This window comes from Abyssisolibacter fermentans (genome assembly GCF_001559865.1).
Taxonomy (GTDB): Bacteria; Bacillota; Clostridia; order Tissierellales; family MCWD3; genus Abyssisolibacter; species Abyssisolibacter fermentans.
This window is the reverse complement of sequence record NZ_LOHE01000080.1, coordinates 56,199-73,345: the sequence shown is the minus strand read 5'-3', so window position 1 is coordinate 73,345 and position 17,147 is coordinate 56,199. Positions and strand designations below refer to the sequence as shown.

Sequence of the window (17,147 nt, the reverse complement as noted above, 5' to 3'; positions counted from 1 at the left end):
AAACCCTCCTAAACTTTCATATTAAGTTTTGAGCATTTTTTATCTGTGATTATATGTTATTCTATAATTATCTATATTTCAAGCATATTTGTTTATTATTATTTGTAAACTACTGATTTATAAACCTCAAACAAATACAAAAGTGGTTTACGTAACAATGGTTACTCATACAAATATCTTAATGGCATTCTATCCTAATCTATCCATAAATAACTACTCTAATAACTTTTTCAACCAATAAACTAACTAAGGCTCAATCTGAGGTTTCTTTGTAGGTGACTTTTAAGAAGCTATTTTTTTCAAACTCTCATAGGAGAAGTATGATTATTAAAAAAAGTTATCTCAAAATGGATTCAATTTTGAGATAACTCCTTTTAGATGCTTCCTTTAAAAATCTTTTAACTTTTCTGAGGCCTGTATTGTCATTTTAACTAACTCATCTAATGTTATTTGACTTATGCCTCTTACATAAGTATTTAAAACATTACCAATTGGTTTCGTCCATTCTTCATTTAATTTATCACTTAATATCGCTACAATATTTCCTATCTGTGCTGTATTGCAATCAACATCCAACCCTGCCATTCCTGCTATATGCATAGTTTTATCAAAATCTCCGTTACCAAACCACAATGCTACTACTTCAATTGCAGCATTAGGAAAAGCATGAACAAGATTATATGTTTCAAATTCTTTTTCACATAATCTTAAAACATCTTCCCATTCATCATTATTTTGACATTGCTTTAATGCATAATTAACCACACTATAATACTGACTATCTTTAGGTAACATATTTATTGCTATTTTAACTATTTCTTTAATATCATTTTCTACAAAAGTAATAGCTGTCATTACAGCGTTAAATACTTCTCCAATTATACCATTATTGTGATGTGATATCTGTCCATCCAACCATGCCAGCTTTGCAGCTTTATAAGGATTTCCCGGGCAAACCATACCGCATACGCAGCCTCTCATCTGAGCTCCTATCCATTCTCTATAAGGATTATTTATATATCCGCTTTCAGGAGGATAAACTCCTAACATTAAATTTTTCATAGCTATATCTTCTGCTGACCATCCAAATGGTATCATGGCTGTCCAGTTATTAGCTATATCAAATGCTGTAACATCAGATTCTTTTTCCAATATAGTTTTTAACAATACTAGTTCATACGTTATATCATCATTATATGTGCTAGGTTTCTTTAAATAGCCTCTTACTTCACCAAAATATTCTTTGATTGTTTTACTATCATAGCCTTCTAGTGCTGTCCCAAATGCTCCACCACAGATTTGTCCTAGCCAACCATTTAATATTTTCTTTTCAACTTCATTATTATTAATATCAACATCTTTATATTTGGGAAATTCACATTTACTTTCAAAATCATCCCAATTATCATATATAGTGTATTTCCAATAATCAGCATTCTTACATTTAGGTGCATTATTTAATAAATAAAAAATCTCTGATGTTATTTTAAATAGACTTTGCATATCATTTTTTTCTAGAGCCTTAAAGCCTTTTGGCAAAAGTACTTCTGCCTTCGAAACATCTTTACCTAAATTCTCCACTGACCCAACTGCACCAGCAATCAAACTAGCAGGTGCTTGTGAGCCAGGCGCTATGCTTTTCCATATTGTTTTTAATTTATCTACATCATGCTTTTGAGCATCCTGCATGCACCAATCATCATCGCTTTCAATTACAAGTTTTGCTTTTGCGTTTGCAACAATATCTCTAGCTATTTCCCAAGCTTTCATAGTATCACTCCATTAATATTATTGTCTTTTATCCATTACATCTAAAGCTTCAAACAACATCTTTATAAATTCTTCTCTATTTACATCAACTAATACCTCAGTATTTGGCTCTTTTCCTAACCAACCTCTAAAATCAACTACTGTCATTCCGCTAGTTAATTCACCTTTAGTTTCAATATCTACATAACATTCCTTTGTTGTAAATAATTCTGGTTTAAGTAGCCAAGCTACAGCACATGGATCATGCAGAGCACTACCTTCAAATCCAAATTTTTTACTTGCAATTGAATAAAAATCTAATAATTCTCCTACCATTTTAGATACTTTTCCACGCTTTTTAAGCTCAGCTATCTCATCATCATAAATTTCAGCTTTTTCAGTAACATCTAAGCCACTCATGGCAATAGGTATACCTGAATTAAAAACTATTTTGGCTGCCTCTGGATCAACAAAAATATTGAACTCAGCACAAGGTGTTACATTACCACCTCTACCTGCTCCTCCCATTAATGAAATATACTCTATCTTTTCTTTTAATTCAGGATAAGCGGTAATTAATAAAGCTATATTAGTAAGTGGAGCTGTTGGAACTAATGTTATTGGTTCTTCTGACTCCCTTATAATCCTAGCCATAAACTCAACTGCACCTTCTTTTACAGGCTTAAATTTAGATTCTGGTAATATCGGTCCATCCATTCCACTATCACCATGTGCTTCTTCACCTGTTCTAAGTTCTTTTAATAAAGGACCTTCTGCACCTTTGGCTACTTTTATATCTTCATCAACAAAGCTCAGAAGCTTTAAAGCATTATTTGTTATTTTATCTAAAATTTGATTTCCACCAACAGTTGTAATGCCTTTAATATTCAATTTATCTTTATGAGCCAATGCCAACAAAATAGCTATAGCATCATCATGCCCCGGATCGCAATCCATAAGTATATGTCTCATATTTAATCCCTCGCTTTAACTAAATATTAGGTTTACTGCTTAATTTTATTTTTCTTTCTGTTCTCACTTATTGCATATACCACCAAACCTACTACTGTAGCCACATATGGTATTATTTGAACAAACTCTGATGGTATGCTTAATGATTGTAATGAATTAGATAGTGCATCTGCAGCCCCAAATAACAATGATGTAGCAAACGTACCTATTGTAGTACCTCTACCCATTGCTTCAGCTGCTAAAGCTATCCAACCTCTACCTGAAGTCATACCTCTAGAAAACCATGATATATATCCCATAGACATATAAGCACCACCTAAACCGCATAAAGCTCCACTTAATAGTAAAGCTATATATCTTGTTTTTATGACACTTATACCAACCGAATCCGCTGCATCTGCATTTTCGCCTACAGCTTTTATCCTTAACCCTAATGGAGTTTTATTGAGCATATAATAAACAACAATAACTAATAAAAATGATACGTATGTCAATACATTATGCCCTGATATAATACTACCTAACACAGGTATATTCTCGATTATTGGAATATCAATAGAAGGTAGTATCTTGCTTGCAAGAGAAGCAGATGTTCCTTTGTCGTGTGCAAACAGATAAAGAAAAAATATCGAACCTCCATCTGCAAATAAATTGACAGCTATACCTCCGAGTATAACATCTGTTTTGAAATGCAGTGTGAAATATCCTAAAATAGCTGCTATAATAACGCCTACCAAAACAGCTGCAACAAGACCAATAAAAGCACTTTGCGTAGCAGCACTAAATAAAACACCCATCAATGCAGTAAAAAGCATAATTCCTTCAAGTCCTATATTTGGAATACCTGCTTTGGAAGCTATAACTGCTCCAAGGGCAGCAAATAATATTGGTGTTGTTACTCTAAGCACAGCAAAAGCAAAATCTGTTGTAAAAATTATATTAAATAAATCATGCATTCTTATTCGCCCCCTTAACAATCATTCTATGCTTCCAAGCCTGTAAGAATCTTTCACCTGATATTAAGAATATGATTACAGCTTGCATGATTGCAACCATTTCTGAGGGAACATCAGTCATTCTTGCCATCATGTCAGCACCTATTCTTATATAAGCGATAAATATTGCAGAGCCTACAACTCCTATAGGATTATTTCTGGCTAGCATAGCAATAAGAGCTCCATCAAATCCATAACCTGGTAATGCCTGCCATTGAAATCTGTTATACATTCCTAGCATTTGTGTTCCTCCACCTATACCTGCTATTATACCAGCAATAACATGGGCATATATTATAACTTTAAAAGAATTTATACCTGAATATTCAGCAAATTCTCTATTTGTACCTGTCATCCTTAAAGCATAACCCCACCTTGTTTTATACAAGAAATAATAAGTAAATACAACTGCTACTAAAACTATTAAGAGACCTACATGTATTCTTGTTCCTCTTAATATGATTGGTAATCTAGCTGTCTTAGCAAATTTGTAAGATACTGTTTCCAGTGCAAATGGATCTCTTAAATAATAATTAATAAAATACATACCTATTCCAAACCATATACTGTTAAACATCAACGATGTAACTAATTCGTTTGCATTCCATTTAGCTCTTAAATATCCTGGAAGAACACCAATAATTCCACCTATTATTCCTGCGGCTATTATTGCAACCATAGGATGTATACCGCTTGGTAATTTTACAAATATAGCTATAACACTTGCTATAATTCCGGAAATATAAAAAATACCTTCTGAACCTAAATTAAACATACTTGTTTGAAATAATATTGCTGTAGCTAATCCCGCAAATATTAAAGGTATTGCCATTTCTATAACATTACCAAAATGTCTTTTTGAAGATAATGGTCCTAATAAAAAGCTTTTAATTGTTTCAAGTGGTTCACTGCTTACAAACAAAATTATTATAAATGCAATAGCTAAGGCTATAGTTACTGCAACTAATGTTCTAACTACCTCGAATAATTTTTCTCTATTCATGCATAGCCCTCCTTATCTCTTCTTTGCTTTGGTGTTTTAACCCAAGCATGCAAAGTCCAAGCTCTTCTTCCGATAAGGCAGAAGGATTATCAAAATATGCAACTATTTCTCCACCATACATTACTATAAGGCTATCACTTAATTCCAATACTTCATTTAAATCAGCGGAAACTAGTAATATAGCAGTATCTTCATGTCTAAGTTCTAAGAGCTTTTCATGTATAAATCTAGCTGCACCTACATCTACACCTCTGGTTGGCTGCTCTGCAACCAATATTTGTGGTGATGTTGAACATTCTCTGGCTACAACAACCTTTTGCATATTACCTCCAGATAGCATTCTAATCTTTTGAAAGGCTCCTGCACATTTAACTCTAAAATCTTGTATTAACTTTTCTGCTAAAGAATTAATTTTCTTGTCATCTATTAGTAAACCTTTATTAATTGATTTTTTATCAAATTGATTTGAAATAAGATTTTCTTTAATTGTTCCTTCCATTGCTGCTCCAATAGTCATTCTATCTTCTGGTATGTAACTTAATCCTAAATTTCTTATTTGCTTTATAGTCATGTCTTTAATTAGTTTTTTATTTACATATACATTATTTTTCGCAAGTTTTCTGTTCCCTGTTATGATTTCTATAAGTTCTCTTTGTCCGTTTCCTTCTACTCCTGCTATACCTACAATTTCACCTTTTCTTACAGAGAAATTTATATCTTTCAAAACTTTTTTCCCAATTTCATTGGTGTAACTTAAATCTTTAACTTTAAGAATAGATTCCGTATACTCTTTTGTTTCTTTATCATATTTCAAAATAACGTCTCTTCCAACCATTTTTCTGGATATTTCTTGTTCTGTTACGTCCTTTGTATAAAAAACTCCTGCATTTTTGCCTTGTCTCATAACAGTAATTCTATCACTTATGGTTTTAACTTCTTTTAATTTATGAGATATGAAAATAATTGTATGTCCATTATTTTTTAAATTTATTAATTCTTCAAATAGTGCTTCAGTCTCTTGTGGTGTTAAAACTGCAGTCGGCTCATCAAGTATTAGTATTTTAGCTCCTCTGAACAAAGCCTTTAATATTTCCACCTTTTGTTTCATCCCAACTGACAAATCTTCAACCTTTGCTCTTGGATCAACTCTTAAATTATACTTTTTTGAAAATTCTTCTGTTATTTTAACAGCTTTTTCAAAATCAACAAACATTCCTTTTTTTGGTTCGCTACCCAGTACTATATTTTCTGCAACCGTAAAAGAAGGAACCAGCATGAAGTGCTGATGCACCATACCTATACCATTTGCAATAGCATCATTTGAAGAATTCATTACTAGTTTTTTATCACCAAGATGAATATCTCCATTATCAGGTTTTTGCATACCAAATAAAATCTTCATTAGTGTTGATTTACCAGCACCGTTTTCTCCTACAAGTGCATGTATCTCTCCTTCTTCTAGGTCAAAATCAACTGATTCATTTGCTATTACACCATTGCCATAAATTTTTCTAATGTTCTTCATTTCTAAAAGTTTCATTTACTTCAACTCCTAATTAAAATGAAACTCCTACTCATATTTCGTAGGAGTAAGCAATTCACGCCAAATTAATATTTAACCCAGATTATTCATAGAAAATTATGAGCAGTGAACTAAAATCTATGATTTTATGTGAATCGCTTACTCCTATGAAGGAACGGAATAGGAGATTCATTATTAAGTATTCCTTCTGATTAGAAGATGTCCATTAAATTCTCAACATACCAACTCGGTATGCCTTCGAAGGTTAACTTAAATGTACCTCAGACTACGTCTGAATAAGCGATTCACACTAAATTAAAATTTAGGTTCTCTGCTCATAATTCAGAAACCTACAGCATATTATTCAAAGTTATATGAATAATCAGGGTTTAAGTTCTCTACTTAAGCAACACTACTGAACCAGTTAACCACTGATTCAGTAGCTTTTATCCATAAATTTTGGACTAATTATGTTATTTAAGGTTTAACAGTATTTCTTATTTTATCTATCTCTTCAGTGCTTAAACCGAAAGCAGTACTTACTTTTATCTCTCCGTTAGTAAGTTTAGTTTCAATCTCAGCTAATTTTGTTTTAATGTCTTCTGGAACAATTTTATCAAAATATTCATTCTTAGCTAAACCAACACCATTTTCTTTAAATCCTAGAACTTCGTATTTACCAAATTCTAAACTTCCTTCTTGGTATTTTTTGCTAGCTCTTAAAATTGCTTCACCAATATTTTTTAACGCTGATGATGCTATATGCTCAGCCTTCTGTGGATCTGTTTCTTTAAATAATAATGCTTGATCAGAGTCAACTCCTATAGCATACTTATCCAATTCTTTAGCAGCATCTAATTGACCTAAACCTGTTTGTCCAGCAACGCTAAAACCTATATCTGAACCAGCTTTATACTGAGCTAAAGTCATTTCTTTACCTTTTCCAGGGTCGTTCCAATTTCCAACATAAGAAATAGCAACTTTAATGTCTTTATCTATATATTGAGCACCCTCGATATATCCTACTAAAAAGTCATTGATTCCAGGGTTGTCCATTCCACCTAAGAATCCGATTATTTTTTCTTCATTTGCTAATGGCATATCAGAAGTTGTTACTAATCCTGCTAATGCTCCAGCTAAAAATGAAACTTCATTTGTTCTGTAGAACATTGAGTATACATTGTCAGCTGTTTCTTCATCAGAAGTGTCAAAGTTTATATATCTTTTATCAGGATACTGTTCAGCAACTTGGTTTAATAATTCAGTCATTTGCCATGTACCACTGATAATCAAATCCCAATCTTGCTCTGAAACATCAACTAAAGTAGGTTCCCATTTAGTTCTGTCACTTCCCATTTCAATAACCTTAGTTTCAGCATCTAATTCTTCTTTGATTAAACCCATACCTCTGTTTGCTGAGTCAAAGAAAGATTTATCTCCTAAAGATCCAGGTATCAATAATACTACTTTTAATTTGTCATCTGTTTGATTTACTTCTTCTGCTGGTTTTGTTCCACATGCAGTAAAAAACATAGTAGACAACAAAAACACACATAAAAGCAATGAAACTGTTTTTTTCATTATGTAACCTCCTCAAAAATATTGTTTATATGGACTGTTTCAAAATAATATAAGTTCTAAGCACTAAAATTTTCAAGGAGATGAGCGTACTAGATGTACACTACTCACTTTGTTCTTAGAAATAAGTGATTCACAAGAAATCATAAATTTCTGTTCTCTACTTATGATTATTTTTGAAATATTTCAATAACTTAGAAATTTAACATTTTGCTACAAGTCCTTTGTATTCATTTTAAAACCTATATAAAATTATAAACTCTTCAAATTTGATAATATTATAATTTACATATGATCTTAAAAAAAATTTACAAATCTTAATTTATAAAACTCTAGCATAACAAAACAAAAAATTTGTCATATAAAAGCAGGTTAAACGGTTTACTAAAACGTTTAACTAAATTATATCTACAAATTTCGATAATGTCAATATTATATATATCTATTAATGCATTAGTAATTTAATACATTAATAGAATAGGCATAACTGAATCTACTATAAATTTCAATATCGCTTTGATATTAATTTATATATAAAGCTTTAAAGTTTATATTTTCCATGAATTAACATTAATTGTAACTCTATGTTTATTTTATTAATCAGAAATTCTCTACTCATTTTAATTACTAAGTGTTAGTGATGCACTTAAAACATAGATTTTTTTGTTTTTTCAGGTTAAAAAAACCATGCTTTTATATTAAAATAACATGGTAGAAAATTTTAATTATTAGAAACCTTTCTGAATTCCAATTTTTCCAACACAAGCATAAATACAGTAAATACCATCATGAATATACCTATATATTTCCAAGCAGTTACTATTGGTTTGAATTCTAATACATATCCCATAATTAATGGTCCTACAACAAAACCTGAACCCATAATCGAAGGTATTATAGCATTAACTCTTCCTCTATGTGAAATAGGTGTATGATTCGCTATGAATGGCATACAATTTGTTGTTACTGTTACTTCTCCAAGGGTAATAATTACTACCGCAATTATAATTCCAAATTTGCTATTTATAAATCCTAACGACCCAAACCCTATAGTATATAGTATTCCTGCAAAAAATATTTTTCTTATATGACTAATTTTTCTAAAAAATGAAGTAATCAGAGGTGTAAATATAATAACTGTTAATCCATTAACAATTGTTAACCTACCATATAACTTAGCTCCTTCTCCTACATATAAGCTTTCCATATGTAACGGTACTAAAAATCCCCACTGAGCATATACAAAATAATATCCAAATAAAATCAATGAAAAATAAACTAATATTGGTCTTTCAGACAATACACGCAATATTGACCCATCAACTCTTTTTTCTAATTCTCTATTTTTCACATCTTCGTCTTTCGTTTTATGAATAGTTTCTTTAACAAAAAATAATAATAACAATGTTGCTATTATAGCTGTTACTGCATCTCCAATAAATATTAGATTAAAATGATTTTCAAATAACATTCCTGCTATAGCAGGTCCTACAGCATATCCAATATTTGAACCTAAATATGCAAGTGAATAAGCCCCTTCTCTATCTTTAGGGTCTGTTAAATCTGCTATTAAAGCATTTAAGGCTGGTGCTGCAACACTCATAAACACACAAGCTATCATTATTATGTAAATTAAATAAATATTTGATGACATGAATCCACATATTAAATATAATATTGAGCCAAGAATATTGAATATAACTATACTCTTTTTTCTACCAATAAGATCTGCTAACTTACCACCTACCATGCTAGAGGGTAAATACAACAATCCCGCAACTGTCATCCATTTTCCTGTTTCAGCTTCTGATAAACCAATTTTTTTTGTTAATATTAATGTAAGTAATGGGAAAACAAAAACCCCTAATGAGTTTATTAATTTTGCAAAAAAAACAACATATATAGCTTTAGGAAAATGTCCATAAGTCCTTACAATCTGCCTAACTTTATTTTTCATTATATACTCCTTAACAATAACTTTGATTCAATAAAAAATCAGTACGTCCTACTCACTTCGTTCCTAGGAGTAAGCGGAGTTGCACTTCATATTCATTCTAATCATATGAGTAAGCGAGCGACTTACACCAAATATTGATTGGGGTTCGCTACTTAAAACCAAAAAAAAACGCAGAAATCAATGCGTTTTTTAATAAAAACATTTAAATATCTACCATAGTTATAATTTATTTTTGTATTAATTTATTACATTAACCAAATAAAATTTGGATTCTCTGCTTAAATAATAAAGCATTATTTTTATTATAAAATAATGCTTTATGTATGTCAAACTTTTTTATTAGTCCATTCTGAATTTATAAATTGCATTAATAAATGCCGTAGCTGATATGTTAGTTAATCCACATTTGTCAATCTTTTTTCATTCTTTTCTAACAAGAACATTAACATAGCATAAATCAACATAATTAATCCAATATATCTCCATGCTGTAGCAATAGTTATTATATTAAGAGCCTTACCAATAATAACTGGACCTAAAACATTCCCAGAACCTATTATAAAAGGTAATATTGCACTAACTCTTCCTCTATGAGAAGCTGGTGTATGATTTACTATGAAAGGAGTACTGCTAATAGTCACTATTATTTCACCTATAGTAAATATAAATACAGCTATAAAAAAGCCTGCTTTTGCACTATAAAATCCTAGTAAACCTAAGCCAATTGCATATAATAATCCACCATACACAACTTTTCTTATATTTTTTACTTTATCAAGCATCGCTGTAACTACTGCTGTAAAAATCATAACTATTACTCCATTAAAGCTTGCTATATAACCAAATAATTTTGCACCTTCATTTGTAAAATTAGCTTCTGTATGTAGTGGCATTAAAAAACTCCATTGTGAATATACAAAAGCATACCCAAACATTATCATTGAAAAAATTATTAAAATAGGCCTACTAAATAATACTTTTATAACTGAACCCTCAACATGTTGTTCTAACTTTCTTTCTTTGCCAATTTTCTCATTCTTTGATTTTTCAAATGTATCATTAACAAATATTAGAATAAGACCCGTTGCAATCATAGCTGTTAGTGCATCTCCAATAAATAGCAAATTCAAATGATTTTCAAATAATAAACCTCCAATTGCTGGTCCTAATGCAAAACCCATGTTGAAACCTAAATATGTCAAAGAATACGCTCCTTCTCTATTTTCAGGTGTTGTTACATCTGCTATAAGTGCATCATGTGCAGGTTGTGCAATACCCATAAATACTGAAGCTAAGGCAATTAAATACACTGTAGTCATAGAAGGCTCTACAAACCCACATAATAAGTAACTCAAAGCTCCAAGTGAATCAAATATAATTATGATTTTTTTTCTACCAATTGTATCTGTTAGTTTTCCACCTAATAACCCTGCTGGCATAAATATAATCCCAAAAACAGCTATCCACTCTCCAGTTGTATCTTCACTCATACCAATTTTTTTAGTTAATATAAGTGTTAATAGCGGAAATATAAATACTCCCATTGCATTAATAATTCTTGATATAAATATTACATATACTTCTTTTGGTAACCCTGTATACGGCTTTAGTAATTTTTTTATAATATTCAATTTTATCTCTCCTTTATTATGTATTGCTGTAAAAAATTCCTTTGTTTTTATAATTAATTATCATCTTGTTTCTATACAAATCAATTAGCATTATTCATCCCTCCGCTTTTAGTTCCTAACCTTGATAAAAGTAATATGAATCATTAGATCAAAATTTAGGTTATATTAAAAAGACCATAAATGTTACATTGTAACATCACGGTCTTTTTATACAAAATAATAATTTATTTTATACAATGAAACTCCTACTCACTTCGTTCCTAGGAGTAAGCGATTCACACTAAATCATAGATTTAGGTTCTCTGCTCAAATAAAGACCACAGGAAACAACCCATGGTCTTATATACATTAATTTAATTATATGCAGATTACTGTATGTAATTAACCTTATTGGTCATTTCAAAAAAGATGTTATGAAGTTTTATTAAATTAGAATTATCAGAATTACCATATTTACTTGATTTCATTAAAACGACCTCCTTTATAATTTATTATTGCTATTACATGTTATTATATTTTTTCAAAATTGTCAAATATTAATTTATTTGTTTTATAATTTTTGCTTAATAACATGAATATAAACTTTGAAGCATTGATATTTACTCAATTTTTTAATAAAGTTACATTTTGTTCAATATTTTTTTCTTTTTTTCCTAACAAGAACATCAACAAAGTATAAATCAACATTATCACTCCAATATATTTCAATGCTGTTGCAATGGTAATTTTTCTTATTAACTTACTACTAATAATTGGGCCAAGCCCATACCCAAAACCTGTTATTAGAGGTAATACAGCGCTTATTCTTCCTCTATGAGAAGCTGGAGTATGATTCACTATAAAAGGCACACTGCTAATCATTACAGTTATTTCCCCTATAGAAAATATAAATGCAGCTATAAAAAAGCCTGCTTTGGTACTATAAAATCCTAATAAACCTATCCCAACAGCATATAATAGTCCGCCATACACAATTTTTCTAATATTCTTTACCTTTGACAGCATAGCTGTAATTACTGCCGTAAAGATTATAACTATTACTCCATTAAAGCTAGCTAGATAACAATACAATTTTGCACCTTCATTTGCAAAATTAGCTTCTGTATACTGTGGGATTAAGAAACTCCACTGTGAGTATACAAAAAAATATCCAGCCATAATCAATGAAAAATATATTAAAATAGGTCTACTAACCAATACTTTTAGAACAGAACCTTTAACATGCTGCTCTAACTTTCTATCTTCTCCTAATTCTTCATTTTTAGATATTTTAAATGTATCTTTAATAAATATTAAGATAATACATGTTGTAACTAAAGAAATTACTGCATTTGCAATAAAAAGAAATTTAATTGACTTCCTAAATAACAACATGCCTACTAATGGACCAACAGCAAGACCTATATTTTTTCCTAAGTATAATAACGAATATGCTCCTGTTCTGTTTTTAGGTGTTGTTATATCTGCTATAAGTGCATCATGAGCTGGTTGTGCAATACTAATAAATACTGAAGCTAAAGAAATTATATACAACATAGCCATAGAGGACTTCATAAACCCACTTATTAAGTAACTTAAAGCTACAAGTAAATCAAATATAATTATAATTTTTTTTCTACCAACAGTATCAGTTAATTTTCCACCTAATAATATAAATAAAATACATACCAATCCCAAAATACCAGTCCCACTACAAGTTAAAAAATCTTTACCTAATAAAATATTATTCATTGTAAATATACTATTTAATTTTATAGCTAAAAATGAATTCATCCATACTCTCATAGCATTAATGAGCCTTAATAAGGCTATTATATATACCTCCTTAGGCAAGCCCTTATAAGGTTTTATTAATTCCTTGATTATCTTCATTTTCTGCCTCCTTTTATTTATGTATTATATAAACTGCTGCTAATTTTTCATATGAGTAGTTTAATAAACATCAATATTTAATTCTATTTTGAATCAATTTTAGCTTTTTGAATTATCCAAATATGCATAATTATATCACAATATTATATTTTAAAGTAAAATATCTAAAACTTGTATGTATAAAATAAAAAAAATCCTTTTCAATAGTGCTTTATATTATTTTTATAAAACACCAGAAAAGGATACTAACTCTTTATCTTTATACTATTACAGCTGTACCTTTGAAAGAATCTTATTCTCTAACTCTACTGCTTTTATTCTTAATTTATCTACTTCTTTTGAAGTTTCAGTTACAAATTTTTCATCTTTTATTGACGATAAGTTGATTTTTACATTGTATAACGCTGACAATACCGCAGTTCTTGCCATCATTGCAGCCACAGCAGCATCTGTAACAGCATTTTTATTACCTTTTTCCACCATTATTGAAGCATAATCCATCAACTCAATAGCATCTTTTGCTACTTCCAAAGGAACTAAAGCAGCATTTTTAAAACCACTTTGTATTGCATCTTTTCTTTTAGACTTTTCGTCGTCATTACTTTTCGGAAGTTTAAATGCTGTCATAACTTCATTAAAGGCATTTGAATCTCTATCTATATCATTAACAGATTTCTTGCTTACATTACTGGCTATGTTCAATATTTTTTTCATCTCATCTTCTGATTTCTCATATCCTGTTTTTCCTATGGTTAGATTAGCAACCATAGCTATTAGACTTGCAGAAATAGATGCACTTAAAGCAGCTACACTTCCTCCACCCGGAACAGGATCTTTAGATGCGGTTTTTTCTAAAAATTCTTTTAATTTTAAGTCTTGTAACATTCTAATTCCCCCTTTTCAATAAGTTAACATTCTTTTCTCATAATTTCTACACATAATAATTAAACTTATTTTTCCTTAATACTTGCTCTTACTAATTTCTTATTTATCCCTTCATTATTAATTATGGATAAATGAATAGTTTCTAAATTATTATCTATATTTATAAGCATCAAATCTTCCTTATTTAAACAAACTTTTTCTTTATCATTAATAATTATTTCAACATCATCACTCAAGCTGTAAAAAGCTTCTGTTGTTTTTATTTCATGATTCTTTATATCTATTTCTAAATCATTACTGAAATCTAAAGCCTTGATTTTTCCTTTACAGCCCTCTTTCATCATAAGATTAAAATCTTTTACTTTACCAAAACTTTTAGTAGTAAAGTTGCCATCAAAAGTATCTTGCTTAAAAGGAGTTAAATCTACAGTATAGTGACCTTCATGCTTTAGTTTCATTTCACCCTCTAATACCATAATAATTCTCTGTACCTCTGGAAGATGTGTAAATGTCGATTCTTCTAAATTTACAGCAGCCGAACTAAGCCTCCATAAAAAATCTCTTTTCTTGTAATCACTGCCTTCAGGATATATGTATAATTCTGTAGTAGTTCCTCCAGACCATTCACTAGTTTTTTGCAGCTCTTTTTTTACTATTTTTATAGAATATGCCACCTTTTTTCTCCCCTTCAAACTCTAAATAATTCCAAAATATACAGCATAAATACCTATATTAATAGGGTATTTATGCTGCTATATCAAGTTTATTCTTATTCCGATACTCTTGTCTCAAGTATTTGATCCATATTGAAGTTTTCTATCTGCAAATAATATTCTGCGCAATCAATAAGTGCTTTCATTGGAAGTAACCCTATTAGTTCAGTCCCAATAACTGACACACCATATCTTTTTGCTTCCATTCTAACCATTTCAACTGCTCTGTATATTGATGTCTTTTCAAAATTTACAAGGTTCATAGAAACTTGTACTATATTTCTTTCCTCAAGCTTCACTCCCATTGCTTTTACATATCTTAAGCCTCCACCTATATGTCTAACTATTTTTGCAATCTTATTTGCTATATCAATGTCATCTGTATCAAGATTAACATTATATGCAATAAGAGGCACTCTTGCACCAACAGCAGTAGCTCCTGCTTTTGCATTCATAACAGCTGGACCAAAATCAGGTTTCCACTCAGCTTCCTTTATCTTTTCAAAAAATCCTTCATATTGTCCTTTTCTTACACTTGCAAGATTTTTCCTTTCAGGTTTTGAAGCAGCGTCTTCATATAGATATACAGGTATTTCTAATTCACCTATTCTTTTACCTACTTTTTTTGCAACTTCAACACATTCCTCCATAGTAACATTGGAAACAGGTATAAATGGAACAACATCTGTAGCACCCATTCTTGGATGTCCACCATGATGAACAGTCATATCTATAAGCTCAGCAGCTTTTTTAGTCAAATAGAAAGCTGCATCTTCAACGGCTTGAGGTTCACCTATAAATGTTACAACAGTTCTATTGTGATCTTTATCTGAGCTATAGCTTAAAAGGCTTACTCCCTTAACTTTTCTTACTTCATCAACTACTGCCTCTATTACTTCTTTATTTCTTCCTTCACTAAAGTTTGGTACACATTCGATTATCTTTCTTGCCATTTTTTATTCCTCCCTAAAAGTATTTTTTTATTTTATATAAACATATTCATAAACCACACTATATTTGGTATTCCAATAAGATCTATTAAAAATGCTCCAACAACAGGTACTATAAGAAATGCTCTTGGTGATGATCCATATTTCTCTGTTACTGCTCCTATATTAGCTATAGCATTTGGAGTAGCTCCCATTCCATGTCCTGCCATACCTGCACACATAGCAGCTGCATCGTAATTTTTACCAAGTAATTTAAATGCTATAAATGTTGTATATACAATTATAAATAGTACTTGAGCTACAACTATTACAAATAATGGTCCAGCTAGTCCAGCTAGCTCCCATAATCTTAATGACATTAGAGCCATTGATAAGAATATCCCAAGGAATACATTGCTAAGTAAATCTATTACATAATAATTTATATTTACAAAATTTAATTTATCGTTGATGTTCCTAACAATTACAGCAACAAACATTGCACCAACATACTGCGGAAGAACAAGTCCTGTAGCTTTTGAAAACCAACCGCTAACAACAGTACCTACCGTCATACAGACTACTATGAGTGCTATCTGTACCATCAATACATTTGATGTAATTTTGGTATTATTTGATATTCCTGCTACTTCTTCAAAAGTCTCAGTACTATCCATATTAACATTTTCGGCTTTTAGTTTATTTCTATCAACTAGATGTTTGGCAATTGGACCTCCAATAAGCCCTCCAGCTATAAGACCAAATGTTGCAGCTGCTATTGCTACTGTAGAAGCACCAGTTACTCCCATGCTTTCTGCTGTTTTACCAAACGCTGCTGCTGCACCATGACCACCTTCCATTGATACAGCGCCTGCCATAACTCCAAGAATAGGATGAATCCCTGTTAATTTCGCACAAATTACACCAATTGCATTTTGCGCAACAGACATTACTCCACAAAGCAGCCAATATATTATTAAAGTAACTCCACCTTTTTTAAGAAGTGAAAAACTACCTCCAAGACCAACTATAGTAAAAAATGCAATCATAAATGGTGTTTGGAATGTTGTATCTAATTTTATTGTCATTACATTTGTCTCTTTTAATATTAATGCAATTATTGCAAATATTAATCCTCCAATAACAGGAGCAGGAATACAGAATTTTTCCAATAAAGTGATTTTTTTTCGTAGAAAGTACCCTAAAAGTAATAATAAAACCGCTATTGCTAATGTTGCTATCATGTCAAAATTAAGTGTTAAAATATTATTTACAATTTTTCCATCCAAAATAATTCCCCCTCTAATGTTGATATTAAAATGCTTATTGAAACAAGTTATT

Annotated in this window: 13 protein-coding genes; all 13 read right to left on the bottom strand. The window is 30.5% G+C overall.

Going from position 1 to position 17,147, the window contains the following annotated elements; genetic code table 11:
• Positions 1-387: 387 nt before the first annotated feature.
• The gene (locus AYC61_RS16035) at positions 388-1,770 is read right to left on the bottom strand and encodes an ADP-ribosylglycohydrolase family protein (protein WP_066504779.1); all 1,383 of its coding nucleotides are present in this window, start codon (positions 1,768-1,770) and stop codon (positions 388-390) included.
• A gap of 18 nt (positions 1,771-1,788) precedes the next feature.
• Complete coding sequence (locus tag AYC61_RS16030) at positions 1,789-2,721, bottom strand: nucleoside hydrolase (RefSeq protein ID WP_066504778.1); 933 nt, start codon at positions 2,719-2,721, stop codon at positions 1,789-1,791.
• A 32-nt stretch (positions 2,722-2,753) separates the two neighbouring features.
• The gene (locus AYC61_RS16025) at positions 2,754-3,677 is read right to left on the bottom strand and encodes an ABC transporter permease (protein WP_066504777.1); all 924 of its coding nucleotides are present in this window, start codon (positions 3,675-3,677) and stop codon (positions 2,754-2,756) included.
• Positions 3,670-4,719, bottom strand: a complete 1,050-nt coding sequence (locus AYC61_RS16020) for an ABC transporter permease (protein WP_066504776.1) — start codon at positions 4,717-4,719, stop codon at positions 3,670-3,672. Before AYC61_RS16020 ends, AYC61_RS16025 begins: the two co-directional genes overlap by 8 nt.
• Complete coding sequence (locus tag AYC61_RS16015; RefSeq protein ID WP_066504773.1) at positions 4,712-6,259, bottom strand: ABC transporter ATP-binding protein; 1,548 nt, start codon at positions 6,257-6,259, stop codon at positions 4,712-4,714. The genes AYC61_RS16020 and AYC61_RS16015 overlap by 8 nt, the downstream gene beginning before the upstream one ends.
• A 459-nt stretch (positions 6,260-6,718) precedes the next feature.
• On the bottom strand, positions 6,719-7,822 hold the full coding sequence (locus AYC61_RS16010) for a BMP family ABC transporter substrate-binding protein (protein WP_066504770.1): 1,104 nt from the start codon (positions 7,820-7,822) through the stop codon (positions 6,719-6,721).
• Positions 7,823-8,540: 718 nt separating this feature from the next.
• Positions 8,541-9,776, bottom strand: a complete 1,236-nt coding sequence (locus AYC61_RS16005) for an MFS transporter (RefSeq protein ID WP_066504767.1) — start codon at positions 9,774-9,776, stop codon at positions 8,541-8,543.
• Positions 9,777-10,171: 395 nt separating this feature from the next.
• On the bottom strand, positions 10,172-11,407 hold the full coding sequence (locus tag AYC61_RS16000) for an MFS transporter (protein WP_156456497.1): 1,236 nt from the start codon (positions 11,405-11,407) through the stop codon (positions 10,172-10,174).
• A 603-nt stretch (positions 11,408-12,010) separates the two neighbouring features.
• Positions 12,011-13,279 carry an MFS transporter gene (locus AYC61_RS15995; protein WP_066504759.1) on the bottom strand — a complete coding sequence of 423 codons (1,269 nt, stop codon included), beginning with the start codon at positions 13,277-13,279 and terminating at the stop codon, positions 12,011-12,013.
• 267 nt (positions 13,280-13,546) lie between these two features.
• Positions 13,547-14,164: a cyclodeaminase/cyclohydrolase family protein gene (locus AYC61_RS15990; RefSeq protein ID WP_066504757.1), complete on the bottom strand. Its 618-nt coding sequence runs from the start codon at positions 14,162-14,164 to the stop codon at positions 13,547-13,549.
• A 65-nt stretch (positions 14,165-14,229) separates the two neighbouring features.
• Complete coding sequence (locus AYC61_RS15985) at positions 14,230-14,838, bottom strand: HutD/Ves family protein (RefSeq protein ID WP_066504755.1); 609 nt, start codon at positions 14,836-14,838, stop codon at positions 14,230-14,232.
• A 95-nt stretch (positions 14,839-14,933) separates the two neighbouring features.
• Entirely contained in the window at positions 14,934-15,830 is an 897-nt protein-coding gene (ftcD, locus tag AYC61_RS15980; protein ID WP_066504753.1) for a glutamate formimidoyltransferase, read from the bottom strand.
• A gap of 32 nt (positions 15,831-15,862) precedes the next feature.
• Positions 15,863-17,095: a sodium/glutamate symporter gene (gene gltS / locus AYC61_RS15975; RefSeq protein ID WP_202906856.1), complete on the bottom strand. Its 1,233-nt coding sequence runs from the start codon at positions 17,093-17,095 to the stop codon at positions 15,863-15,865.
• Positions 17,096-17,147: the final 52 nt, after the last annotated feature.